General features: G+C 70.5%; 9 protein-coding genes. 7 read left to right on the top strand and 2 right to left on the bottom strand.

From position 1 onward, the window contains the following. Positions 1 to 3: 3 nt before the first annotated feature. The 3 genes from ACQEV1_RS01775 to ACQEV1_RS01765 all read left to right on the top strand — a co-directional run bounded on the left by ACQEV1_RS01775 (position 4) and on the right by ACQEV1_RS01765 (position 3,334). The gene (locus tag ACQEV1_RS01775; protein ID WP_285577290.1) at positions 4 to 990 is read left to right on the top strand and encodes an ABC transporter permease; all 987 of its coding nucleotides are present in this window, start codon (positions 4 to 6) and stop codon (positions 988 to 990) included. Between the two features lie 12 nt (positions 991 to 1,002). Further along, positions 1,003 to 1,947 carry an ABC transporter permease gene (locus ACQEV1_RS01770; RefSeq protein WP_285577291.1) on the top strand — a complete coding sequence of 315 codons (945 nt, stop codon included), beginning with the start codon at positions 1,003 to 1,005 and terminating at the stop codon, positions 1,945 to 1,947. Between the two features lie 82 nt (positions 1,948 to 2,029). After that, complete coding sequence (locus ACQEV1_RS01765) at positions 2,030 to 3,334, top strand: MFS transporter (RefSeq protein ID WP_433390376.1); 1,305 nt, start codon at positions 2,030 to 2,032, stop codon at positions 3,332 to 3,334. 33 nt (positions 3,335 to 3,367) lie between these two features. Here the strand turns inward: ACQEV1_RS01765 and ACQEV1_RS01760 are convergent, their stop codons facing one another. Both ACQEV1_RS01760 and ACQEV1_RS01755 read right to left on the bottom strand, forming a co-directional pair. Then, complete coding sequence (locus tag ACQEV1_RS01760) at positions 3,368 to 4,639, bottom strand: adenosylmethionine--8-amino-7-oxononanoate transaminase (RefSeq protein ID WP_433390373.1); 1,272 nt, start codon at positions 4,637 to 4,639, stop codon at positions 3,368 to 3,370. Between the two features lie 23 nt (positions 4,640 to 4,662). Then, a complete protein-coding gene (locus tag ACQEV1_RS01755) occupies positions 4,663 to 6,087 on the bottom strand; it encodes a CCA tRNA nucleotidyltransferase (protein ID WP_432705622.1) in 1,425 nt (474 codons plus the stop codon). Between the two features lie 280 nt (positions 6,088 to 6,367). On the opposite strand from ACQEV1_RS01755, the gene ACQEV1_RS01750 reads away from it, so the two are divergent. From ACQEV1_RS01750 to ACQEV1_RS01735, 4 genes are all read left to right on the top strand, one after another. Continuing rightward, positions 6,368 to 6,880: an NUDIX domain-containing protein gene (locus tag ACQEV1_RS01750; RefSeq protein WP_433390371.1), complete on the top strand. Its 513-nt coding sequence runs from the start codon at positions 6,368 to 6,370 to the stop codon at positions 6,878 to 6,880. Further along, the gene (locus ACQEV1_RS01745) at positions 6,877 to 8,961 is read left to right on the top strand and encodes a DUF6049 family protein (protein WP_433390368.1); all 2,085 of its coding nucleotides are present in this window, start codon (positions 6,877 to 6,879) and stop codon (positions 8,959 to 8,961) included. The genes ACQEV1_RS01750 and ACQEV1_RS01745 overlap by 4 nt, the downstream gene beginning before the upstream one ends. Continuing rightward, the gene (gene murJ / locus ACQEV1_RS01740) at positions 8,954 to 10,720 is read left to right on the top strand and encodes a murein biosynthesis integral membrane protein MurJ (protein WP_285628932.1); all 1,767 of its coding nucleotides are present in this window, start codon (positions 8,954 to 8,956) and stop codon (positions 10,718 to 10,720) included. Before ACQEV1_RS01745 ends, murJ begins: the two co-directional genes overlap by 8 nt. A 184-nt stretch (positions 10,721 to 10,904) precedes the next feature. Next, entirely contained in the window at positions 10,905 to 12,482 is a 1,578-nt protein-coding gene (locus ACQEV1_RS01735; RefSeq protein ID WP_285628935.1) for a protein kinase family protein, read from the top strand. The last annotated feature ends 115 nt before the right edge of the window (positions 12,483 to 12,597 follow it).

The raw sequence follows: 12,597 nt of genomic DNA, 5'->3' as shown, positions 1-12,597 counted from the left end.
ATCATGAGCCTCACTGATCTCGAAGCCGAGGCCTCGGTCCCGCCCGCGAGCGAGGAGCCCGACGGGCGCAAGATCGAAGGTCGCAGCCCATGGCAGCTCGCCTGGGCCCGCCTCCGTAAGGACAAGGCCGCGATGATCTCCGTCGTGGTCATCGTCCTGCTCATCGTCATGGCGTTGCTGGCACCGCTCATCGCCAAGTGGGTGGGCTACGCCCCCGACTTCGGCGACCGAAAGCTGGGCCAGACCGTCGACGGCCTGCCGGTCGGACCGAACGGCCACCACGTACTCGGCACCGACCGCTTCGGCCGCGACATCCTCGTCCGCAGCGTCTACGGCGCGCGCGTGTCACTGCTGGTCGGCCTGGTCTCGACCGTGCTCGCGGTGGTCCTCGGCGTCATCATCGGCGCGTCCGCGGGGTTCTACGGCGGGGCGATCGACACGATCCTGGCCCGCGCCATGGACGTGACGTTGTCCTTCCCGTACCTGCTGTTCGCCCTCGCGCTCGCGGCGGGATTCGGCGCCAGCGTCCCGTTGACGATCTTCGTCATCACGTTCTTCTCGTTCGCCTCGATCGGCCGGATCGTCCGAGGACAGGTCCTGCAGATCAAGGAGCGCGAGTTCATCGAGGCGGCCCGGTCACTCGGCGCCGGCAGCATCCGCACGATGTTCATCGACGTGATCCCGAACCTGATCGCGCCGGTGACCGTGCTCGGGTCGATGACGATCCCCACCGCGATCATCTTCGAGTCGACGCTGTCCTTCCTCGGCGCGGGTACCGACCCCCGCACGCCGACCTGGGGCAACATGCTCTCCGACGCGACCCAGAGCTACACGGTCGCGTGGTGGACGCTGTTCGTGCCGGCCGCGTTCCTGTTGATCACCACGCTGGCGTTCAACATCCTCGGGGACGCCGTCCGGGACGCGCTCGACCCGCGGTCCGAGCGGCTGTTCGCGGCCCAGAAGGCCAATCGGAAGAAGAAGAGGAAGTAGGGGAACACCGATATGCTTCGCTTCCTGATCCGGCGGATCCTCTTCGGAATCCTGGTCCTGTGGATCGTCACCCTGGGCGTCTTCCTCCTGTTCTTCGCGACGTCCGATGACCCGGCGGCCAGGTTCGCCGGCAAGTCCGCGACTCCGGCCACGCTCGCCCTGGTCCGCCACCGGCTCGGCCTCGACGACCCGCTGCCGGTGCAGTACTGGCACTTCCTGACGCGTCTGCTCCGCGGCGACCTGGGCTACTCCTTCGCCACGCAGAGCCCGGTCACCGACATGATCAAGCAGGCGCTTCCGGCCAGCCTGTCGCTGATCCTGGGTGCGGCCGTGCTGTGGCTGGCGGCCGGCATCGTCGCCGGTGTCATCAGCGCCACGCGGGCGCGCACGCTGCTCGACCGCGGCATCACCCTGGCGGTGCTGCTCGGCATCTCGATGCCGGCGTTCATCGTCGGTCTGACGCTGTCGTACGTCTTCGCGGTCAAGCTGCAGATCTTCCCGCAGACCCAGTACGTCCCGATCCAGAACAACCCGTTGCAGTGGTTCGAGCACATGGTCCTGCCCTGGATCACGCTGGCGCTGCTGCAGTCGGCCATCTACACCCGGCTGACCCGCGGCTCGCTGCTGGACGTGCTCGGTGAGGACTACATCCGCACGGCCCGCGCCAAGGGCCTGCCCGAGCGGCGGGTCATCTACCGGCACGGCCTGCGGTCGGCGCTGACGCCGGTCGTCACCCAGGCGGGTGTCGACATCGGCGTGCTGATCGGCGGCACGCTCGTCACCGAGTCGGTGTTCGGTCTCCAGGGCATCGGCCAGCTGACCGTCCAGTCGCTGACCATCGGCGACCTGCCGGTCATCATGGGCGTCGTGTTGATCGCCGCGTTCTTCGTGGTGCTCGGCAACCTGGTCGTCGACGTCGTCTACTCCTTCCTCGACCCGCGCGTCCGGCTCTCCTGACACCGGGTCCTGCCAGCGGCCGGTCGTCCCCGTCCAGGGGCGACCGGCCGCTTGGCGTTCCGCCAGGGCCTAGGCTGTGCTGGTGTCGTACGCGTCGGACCTGCGGCTGGTCCTCAAAGGCCGGGACTTTCGCCGACTCTTCGCGACGCGGATCGTCTCCGCGGTGTCCGACGGCGTGTTCCAGGTGGGCGTCGCTGGATACGTCCTGTTCTCCCCGGAGCAGGAGGCGACGGCGGCGGAGGCGGCCGCCACGGCGGCCGTGCTGCTGCTGCCCTACTCCGTGCTCGGGCCGTTCGCCGGTGTGTTCATCGACCGCTGGCGGCGCCGGCAGATCCTCGTCCACGCGCCGCTGATCCGGGCACTCCTGCTGGCCGCCACCGCGGCCCTGCTGGTGTACGGGCACGGCGACGCGCCGTTCCTGTTCGCGGCGCTCCTGGTACTCGGGGTCAACCGGTTCTTCCTGTCCGCGCTCTCGGCCGCGCTGCCGCACGTCGTGGGCCGGCAGGAGCTGATCACCGCGAACGCCGTGTCGGTCACCTCCGGAACGATGGCCTCGTTCGCCGGCGCGGGTGCGGCCTATCTGCTGCGGCTGGTGTTCGGCGCCGACCGGCACGGCACGGCGCTGATCCTGATGTGCGCCGCCGCGGCGTACGTCGGGACGTCGGCCATCGCCACGACGCTCGGCCGCGACCTGCTCGGCCCGGAGCTGCCGACCGCGCGCCCGGAGGCCCGCGAGGCGGTGCGCCAGGTGCTGCGCGGCCTGCTCGACGGCGCGCGGCACGTACGCGAACGCCGTCCCGCCGCGTTCGCCCTCGGCGCGATCGGGGCGCACCGCTTCCTGTACGGCATCACGACGATCATGACGGTGCTGCTGTTCCGCAACTACTTCACCGGCAGCGCCGAGGCGGGCATGGGCGGCTTCGCGCTCGCTCTCGTCGTCTCCGGCGCCGGCTACTTCCTCGCCGCCGTGGTCACGCCGCTGGTCACCGAGCGGATCAGCAAGGAAGTGTGGATCGCCGTACAGCTGGGGTTCGCGGCCGTGGCCGAGGTGGTGCTCGGCGCGCCGTTCGCGGCGTTCCCGTTCATCGCCGGCGGCTTCCTGCTGGGCCTGGCCGCCCAGGGCGTGAAGCTGTGCGTGGACACGATCGTCCAGACGATCATCTCGGACGCCTACCGGGGCCGCGTGTTCTCGTTCTACGACATGATCTTCAACGGCCTGTACGTCGCGGGCTTCGCCATCGCCGCGCTCATCCTCCCGCCGAGCGGCAAGTCCTACGGGGCCCTGCTGCTGATCGGCTGCGGCTACGCCGTGGCCGCGGCGGTGTACTGGCTGGGAGCGAGAAACCAGAGGAGTGTCGCCACCGCCGGTAGCAACCTGGCCCCATGAGCAAGAGGCCCTCGGCCCCAGTCGCGACCGCCCTCACCCAGAGGTGCGGGCGGCGGCGAGCATGGCGGTGGTGATGCGGTTCACGTCGTCGGGGTCGGTGACGTACGGGGGCATCGTGTAGATCAGGTCGCGGAACGGGCGGAGCCACACGCCCTCGCGCATCACCGCCTCCTGGACGGCCGCCACGTCCACCTCCTCCTCCATCTCGATCACTCCGATCGCGCCCAGCACCCGTACGTCGCGCACGCCCGGCAGGGCACGGGCCGGTTCGAGGCCCTCGGTGAGGCCCTTCTCGACCGTGGCGACCTCGGCCCGCCAGTCGCGCTCCCGCAGGAGTTCGATCGACGCCACCGCGACCGCGCACGCGAGCGGGTTGGCCATGTAGGTCGGTCCGTGCATGAGGACGCCCGCCTCGCCCTCGCTGATCCCTCGCGCCACCCGGTCGGTGCACAGGGCCGCCGCCAGGGTGAGGTATCCACCGGTCAGCGCCTTGCCCACGCACATGATGTCGGGCGACACGCCCGCGTGCTCGCAGGCGAAGAACGTCCCCGTACGGCCGAAGCCGGTGGCGATCTCGTCGAAGATCAGCAGCACGTCGTGCTCGTCCGCGAGCGAGCGCAGCAGCCCCAGCCACGCCGGGTCGTAGAACCGCATCCCTCCGGCGCCCTGCACGACCGGCTCCACGATGATCGCGGCCAGCTCGTCCGCGTGCGTCGCCACCAGGCGCGTCAGCTCCGCGGCGTACTCCGGCTCGTACACGCCGGGCGGCGGCGGCGCGAACACGTGCCGCGGCAGCAGGTCCGCGAACAGGTGGTGCATTCCGCCGACCGGGTCGCACACCGCCATCGCCCCGAACGTGTCGCCGTGATAGCCGCCGCGCACCGTCATCAGGCGCGACTTCGACGCGCGGCCGCGCGAGCGCTGGTACTGCAACGCCATCTTGATCGCGACTTCCACCGACACGGATCCGGAGTCGGCGAAGAACACCTTCGTGAGCGGCTCCGGGGTGAGCGAGACCAGCAGCCGCGCCAGGCGTACCGCGGCCGGATGCGTCAGCCCGCCGAACATCACGTGCGCCATGTCCCGCAGCTGCCCGGTCACCGCCGCGTCGAGGACGGGATGCCGGTAGCCGTGGATCGCCGCCCACCAAGACGCCATCCCGTCCACCAGCTCACGGCCGTCGGCCAGCGTCAGGCGTACACCCCGGGCCGCGACCACCGGATGGACCGGCGTGGTGGCCGGCATGGGGGAGTACGGGTGCCAGATGTGCTCACGGTCGAAGGCGAGAAGCTCGTCGGCGGACATGCGTCCCCATGATGGCAGGGCGGTCAGCCCTGGTCACGCCACCATTCGCGCAGCGCCTTCGTGGCCGCCTCCTTGCCGATCGGCCCCTGGTCCAGGCGCAGGTCGAGCAGGAACTTGTAGGCCCGGCCGACGGCCGGCCCCGGTGCCAGCTCGAGGATCTGCTGGATCTCGTGCCCGTCGAGCTCGGGACGGATCTTGGCCAGCTCCTCTTCCTGTTCCAGCCGCGCGATCCGCCGTTCGAGGTCGTCGTAGGTGCGGGCCAGCGCCGCCGCCTTGCGCTTGTTGCGCGTCGTGCAGTCGGCGCGGGTCAGCTTGTGCAGCCGCGGCAGCAGGGGGCCCGCGTCGCGTACGTAGCGCCGCACCGCCGCGTCGGTCCACTCGCCCGTGCCGTACCCGTGGAACCGCAGGTGCAGCTCGACCAGCCGGGACACGTCCGCGACGACGTCCTTGGGATAGCGCAGCGCGGTGAGCCGCGCCTTGCTCATCGAGGCGCCGACCACCTCGTGGTGGTGGAAGGTGACCCGGCCGCCGTCGACGAACGAACGGGTCTTCGGCTTGCCGATGTCGTGCAGCAGCGCGGCCAGCCGCAGGATCAGGTCCGGGCCGTCCTCCTCCTGCGCGATCGCCTGTTCGAGGACGATCAGCGAGTGCTCGTAGACGTCCTTGTGCCGGTGGTGCTCGTCGATCTCCAGCCGGAGCTTGGGCAGCTCCGGCAGCACCTGCGCGGCCAGTCCCGTGTCGACGAGCAGCGCCAGGCCCTGGCGCGGGTACGCGCCGGACAGCAGCTTGGACAGCTCGTCGCGGACCCGCTCAGCCGAGACGATCTCGATCCGGCCGGCCATCTCCGTCATGGCGGCCGTGACCGCCGGATCGATGGTGAAGCCGAGCTGCGAGGCGAACCGCGCCGCGCGCAGCATGCGCAGCGGGTCGTCGCCGAAGGAGTCCTCCGGCCGGCCCGGCGTGCGGATCGTCTTGTTCCGCAGGTCCGCCAGCCCGCCGTACGGGTCGACGAACTCGTGCCCGGGCAGCCGCGTGGCCATGGCGTTCACCGCGAAGTCGCGGCGCTGGAGGTCCTCGGTGAGCGACGTGCCGTACGCGACCTCCGGCTTGCGCGACTTCGGGTCGTAGGACTCGCTGCGGTACGTCGTGATCTCGATCTGGTGGTCGCCCTTACGCAGGCCGATGGTGCCGAACTCGATGCCGATCGTCCACACCGCGTCGGCCCAGCCGTCGACGATCTCCAGGATGCGCTGTGGGTGCGCGTCGGTGGTGAAGTCGAGGTCGCTGACCGGCCGCCCGAGCAGCGCGTCGCGTACGGGGCCGCCGACCAGCGCCAACTCGTGGCCGGCCGCGGCGAAGACCCGGCCGAGATCGTTGGCGAGCGGGGCCGCACGGGTCAGCAGTTCACTGATCGCGGCGGCCGGCTTGGAGGTCAGTTCGTTCGACACGGCAATCGAGCGTAGATCCTCGCAGGTGGCAGGCAAAACAGGAATCGCCTACCTGCCGATCCTCATTTGTTCCGATAAGGGGAGTCTGGACAAGGAGATGTCAGGCGATGCGACCGGCCTACCGCCGGATCTGCCCAGACCAACCGACCCCGACCGACCTCGCGCCTTTCCCAACCAACCGACCCCGACCGACCTCCCGGGGCGCGGCCTCGGCGTCGAGCCCGGCGAAATCCCCCCGAGCAATGACCGATTACGCATGCCTGGCTACTACCATAACGCCGTGCCCCGCCCGCGTAATCGTCGACGGTTCGCCGGTCCGCCCGGTCCTCATCGCGAGGAGACGTCGGCCGGCGGCCTGGTCGTCGACATCGCGGGCGCCGCGCGAGCTGCACTGATCGCCCGGTACGACCGTGATGGCCGGCTGCGGTGGTCACTGCCCAAAGGACACATCGAAGGCGCGGAGACGATCGAGGAGGCGGCGGTGCGCGAGGTGGAGGAGGAGACCGGCATCCGCGGCCGGATCGTCGCTCCCCTGGGCGCCATCGACTACTGGTTCTCCGCGAGTCATGCCCGAGCTCGCGCTCATCCCCGGCCGCCCGGGCCTCCCAGGCGGGTTCACAAGACCGTGCACCACCACCTCCTGCTGGCGACCGGCGGGGTCCTGTCCGACGCCGACCCGGAGGTCGCCGAGGTCGCCTGGGTGCCGCTCGCCGAGGTGGCCGGCCGTCTCGCCCACGCCGACGAGCGCCGGCTCGTCGCCCACGTACCCGAGCTCCTCGCGGCCGTCACGTGAGACGACTCATCGCCCTGGTCGTGCCTCTGCTGCTCAGCGGAGCACCGGCGTTCGCCGCGACACCGACGCCTGCGCCGTCGTCCTCCCACGCTCGCGCCTCGTCCCACGCCTCGCGGGCCTCCCGCGACCGCGCGCCCACGCCCAAGTCTCCGGTGGACGTGAAGCTGGCCTCGATCCGCCCCGGCGGGTACCTCCGGGCGAACTCCACGCTGCGCGTCACGGGCCGGATGGTCAACCAGTCCGAGAGCGGATACCAGCGGGTCTCGGTACGGCTGCGGTTCAGCTCTCAGCCGATGACGAGCCGCGGCGAGCTGGAGGCGTACGCCGACGGGAAGGGCCCGGACCCGGCACGCGCCGGGCAGCCGCGACTCGTCACGGCGAGCCTGCCGGTCGGAGGCCAGCAGTCCTGGTCGGTGTCGCTGCCGGTACGGCAGATGGGTCTGGGCACGTTCGGCGTCTACCCGATCTCGGTGGAGACGCTCAGCGCCGCGGGCACCGTGCTCGGCCACGTGCGCACGTTCGTCACCTACTACCCCGTCGGCATCGCCCCGCAGAGGACCAAGGTCGCCTGGGTCTGGCCGGTCATCGACCAGCCGCACCGCGCCGACGACTCGACGTTCGTCGACGACGGCCTCGAACGCCAGCTCGGCTCCGGCGGCCGCCTGTCGAACCTGGTCACCGCCGCGGCGCGGACGACCACCCCGGTGAGCTGGCTCATCGACCCGAGCCTGGTCGACGACGCGACCCGCATGGGCGACACCGACGGCTACCGGATCAAGGGCACGGCCCGGCCCCAGAGCGTGGCGGCGAACGACTGGCTGCGGTCGCTGCACTCGGCGGTCACCGGCGCCGGTGACCACCTCATCGCCACGCCGTACGCCGACCCCGACGTGATGGCCCTCGCGCAGCGCGGCATGGGTGACGACGTCAAGCTCGCCGCCCAGGAGGGCACGCGCACGCTCGCGGCGGCCAACCTCGGCGGCGCGACGCCGGTCGTGGCGATGCCTCCGGACGGCCTCGCCGACCAGTCCACGCTCTCCGCGCTCGTCGCCGGCGGCTCCCGTACGGTCCTGCTCAGCAGCTCGGTGCTGCCGGACTCCCGCGGCGCGACCTACACCGTGGACCCGGTCGCGCACAAGACCGTCTCGGGCACGAACGTCAAGCTCCTCGCCTACGACGACACGCTGCGCAAGATCCTGGGCACGTCCACGACGGAGCCCGGCGGCACGGTCATCGCCGAGCAGCGGTTCCTGGCCGAGACCGCCATGATCACCAATGAGGCGCCCCAGAAGCCCCGCACCATCGTGATCACTCCGCCCCGGCGCTGGAACCCCAGCCCGGCCTTTGCCAAGGCGGTGCTGAACTACACCGCCAAGGCGCCCTGGATGCAGGCCGTTCCGCTCGGGGCGGCGGAGAACACCCCGCCCGCCGGCCGCGTCTTCCAGGCGCAGAAGGGCTCCGGGCTGGGCAAGAACTACCTGCGCCAGGTCCGGGACCTCCGCAACAGGATCCGGCTGTTCACCTCGATCTTCACCCCGGCCACCAGCGGCTTCACCCTCGGCGTCGCCCGCACCGAGTCCTCGGCGTGGAACGGTCAGTCGCGGAGGGGCGCGAGACTGCGCGACACGCTCACCGACGAGCTCGACCGCGACATCGGAAAGATCAAGGTGCTGAACGACGGCATCACGATGGCGGGCAAGTCGGGCCGTACCGCGATCACCATCTCCAACGGGCTCGACCACGGCACCGTGGTCGTCCGGCTGCGCGCCTACTCGCAGAACAAGACACGTCTGCGAGTGGACTCCGTCGACCGCACCCTCCAGCTCGAACCCGGGCACAAGGACCAGGTCACCCTCGACATGAAGGCGTCCGCGAACGGCATCGCCTACATCAACCTCGAGCTGCTGACCCCGGACGGCCGCCCCTTCGGCACCGGTCCGCACGTGCTGCACGTCCGGACGACCGCGTACGGCCGAACCGCGTTGCTCATCACCGGCGTCTCACTTGCCGTACTCTTCGTCGGCGTCGCCATACGCGTCGTACGCCGCAGAGCCGAGCGAGCGGAGGAGTCCGTTGAGTGACCTGGAGCCGGGCCGATCGGAGGCGGCGAGCACGCTGCCGGACATCCCGGTCGTCGACCCGAGCACACAGATCATGGAGACCGCCGAGGACGTCCACGCGGCGCAGGCCGAGTCCTCGGGCTCCCGCGTCGGCGGGCTGCTGAAGTCCAGCGCCGTCATGGCGGTGGGCACCGTGGCGTCACGCGCGCTCGGCTTCGTCCGCAACGCCGTCATCGTGATCGCGCTGGGCACCGGCCCGCTCGGCGACGTCTACAACGTCGCGAACACCTTCCCCAACGTCGTCTACGACCTGCTGCTGGGCGGCATCCTCACCGCGGTGCACGTCCCGATGCTGGTCCGCGCGCTGGAGAAGGACCGCGCGTACGGCGAGGAGTACGAGGCGCGGCTGCTGACGATCGTGCTCGGCGGCCTGCTGGCCCTGACCGCGGTCGCGATGGTCTGCGCGCCGCTGCTCGTCGACCTTTACGCCAGCGGCTTCACGTCCGCGCAGCACAAGCTGGCCGTGATCTTCGCGCTGTTCTTCCTGCCGCAGATCTTCTTCTACGGCGTCGGGGCACTGGCCGGCGCCTCGCTGAACGCCCGCGGCAGCTTCGCCGCGCCGATGTGGACACCGGTCCTCAACAGCGTCGTCGTGATCGTCATCGGCGGCGCGTTCCTGCTCGTCGCGGGCCCCGGCGTCACGCCGTCCAACATCACCAACAACGAGGTCATCCTCCTCGCGGGCGGCACCACGCTGGGCATCGTCGTGCAGACCATCGCGATGTGGCCCTCCCTGCGCAAGGTCGGCTTCCGGTTCCGGCCGCGCTTCGACTTCCGCCGCGACGAGCTCGCCCCGGTCGGCGGCATGGCCCTGTGGACGCTGCTGTACGTGGCGATCATGCAGGTCGGTTTCGTGGTGAACACCAACATCGCCGTGCGCGCCGGAGTGCGGGGGGAGCACGAGCACCTCGGCTACGGCGTCGGGCTCACGCCGTGGAACAACGCCTACCTGCTGTTCCAGCTCCCGTACGCGATCGTCGGCGTGTCGGTGATGACCGCGCTGCTGCCGCGGATGAGCCGGCACGCCGCCGAGAACCGCAAGGACCTGGTCCGCGACGACCTGGCCTCGGGGCTCAACCTGACCTCAGTGATCATCATCCCGTCGGCGGCGCTGCTGTTCGCGCTCAGCCCGGAGCTGGTCACCGCGTTCTTCTCGCACGGCGCGACCGGCCTGGCCGACGGCCTGATGATCGCCAACGTCGTGCAGGCGTTCGCGCTGACCCTGGTGCCGTTCGCCGTGCAGCAGCTGCTGCTGCGGGTCTTCTACTCCCTGGCCGACACGCGCACGCCGGCGCTGATGGCGATGGGCACCATCGTGATCAGCATCACGCTGGGGCTCGTCGGCTACGCGGTCCTGCCCACCAACATGATCGTCGAGGGCATCGCGATCTCCCTCGGCATCTCCTGGACGGTCGGCTGCGTGATCGCCGCGCTGATCCTGCGCCGCCGGCTCGACGGGCTCGGCGCGCGGGTGATGGTGCGGACCCACGTCAAGATCGCGGTGGCGACCGTGCCGGCGTTCGTGTTCGCCCTCGGAGTCCACGAACTGTTCTTCAAACTTTTCTATTATCGGCTGATCACGTCGGTGGCGGCGCTGGCCATCGGAGGCGCTGGGGCCGCCGTGCTGTATGTGCTGGTTGCGCGCCGACTGCGGGTCTCCGAGGTGGAAACGCTCACGGGAACCGTGATGCGCAGGTTGCCCGGACGTGTCTCGAGTTAGGAGAGGGTGCCCGTATGGTGGGAGAGCGCAGCCGTCTACGGGTAGTAATCCGAAGACGCTCCTCGAGCGTCCTACCTACGGGCGGGTGCACGCACAACACCGCCCACGAGGTATCGAGGGAGGGTCGAAGGCGTAAGGGAGCCACGGCACATATGGGACGCGATTACCTGCGCCGGACGCCGCGTTGAGCACGTCCGTCATCGAACCCGGCACCCGCCTCGCTGGTCGTTTTCGTCTGGACGACCGCGTCAGCGAAGCGGGTGGTTCCACGTTCTGGAAGGCGACGGACGAGATCCTCGCCCGCCCCGTCGCGGTGCTCACCTTCGCTCCCGGTTTCCCCCGGGTGCACGATGTGGTCACCGCCGCCCGCGCCGCCAGCCGGCTCACCGACCCCCGCCTCACTCAGGTGTTCGACGCGGACGACAGCGGCGAGAACGCCTACGTCGTCAGCGAGTGGGTCACCGGTGAGACGCTGGAGGACCTGCTCGCCGAGGGCCCGATGGAGCCCGGCCGCGCGGCCGCGTTCCTCATGGAGGCCGCCGAGGCGCTCGCGTCGGCGCACAGCTCGGGCCTGGCCCACCTGTGCATCACGCCGCACAACCTCGTGTGGACCAGCGGCGGCACCGTCAAGGTCACCGGCCTCGGCGTCGAGGCCGTGCTCGCCGGCGCCGCCTCCGACACGCCGGCCGCCGAAGACACCCAGGGGCTCGGAGAGCTGCTGTACGCCTCGCTCACCGGGCACTGGTGCGGCGCGGAGGGCACCCAGCTGCCGTCGGCGCCGAGCGGCGCGGACGGACGCCCGGTCCCGCCCTCCCAGGTCCGGCCCGGCGTGCCGCCCGACCTCGACGACATCGTCTGCCGGGCGCTGCACATTCCCGCACGCGCCGGTCAGGAGCCGCTGAGCTCGCCGTCGGAGTTCGTCTCCGCCCTGGGCCGGGTACCGCGCTCCCCGCTGCCCTTCGTGCCGCTGGCGGGGTCCACGCCGCCCGGTGTGATCAACCGGCCCGACCAGCCGCGCTCGACGAGCACGACGACGTCCCCGGTCGACCCGCTCTCGCGCACGGTGCCCGACGCGCCGCAGGCCCGTACGCGGACCGTCAACCAGCCGCAGCGGTCCGCTCGGCCCCAGCGCCAGGCGCCGGTCCGGCACTCCTCCTCCGGCGGTGGCGGCTCGATCAGCAGACCCGTGCTCGCCGCGATCGTGGTCGGCGTCCTGGTCCTCGTCGCCCTCGGCGGCTGGGGCCTGTCCAAGCTCGGCGGCGGTGGCGACGACGGCGGCACCAATCCGAAGGCCGGCACGAAGACCAGCCAGGCCGCCAAGCCGACGACCGAGAAGCTCTCCATCGCCAAGGTTCTGGCCGACAACGACGCGCCGCATGTCGACAGCGCGGCCAACGGCGACCTCGGCAAGGCCACGGACGACAACAAGTCGAGTTACTGGACCACCCAGCACTACAACGGGGCCGACTTCGGCAGGTTGCGGTCCGGCATCGGCCTGGTCCTCGACATGGGCAAGACCGTCACCGTCTCCAACGTCAAGGTGATGATGCCCCCCGGCACACCGGGCAACGTGGAGCTGCACATCGGCGACTCCCCGAGTTCCAGCACGCAGCAGACCGACACCGGTAACGCGGTCGGGTCGTTCACGCTGAACGGCAAGCAGGCCAAGGGTCGGTATGTCACGCTCTGGTTCACCAAGCTGCCCAACATCGGCGAGTACAAGGCGCGCGTCCGCGACGTCGCGGTGTACGGAACCGGTTGATTCCGTCACATCGGGCATGATCGAGCGCAGACGACTACCATCGTGTGCGTGCTGATGATCCCCCGAGTAGCCGATACCCGTCTTTGCGACGGTTCTCACGCCGGTACGGGACGGC

This window comes from Actinoallomurus sp. CA-142502 (assembly GCF_050936355.1).
In the GTDB taxonomy this organism is placed as follows: Bacteria; Actinomycetota; Actinomycetes; order Streptosporangiales; family Streptosporangiaceae; genus Actinoallomurus; species Actinoallomurus iriomotensis.
Note: the sequence above shows the minus strand (reverse complement) of the source record. Positions and strands in the feature narration are given on the sequence as shown.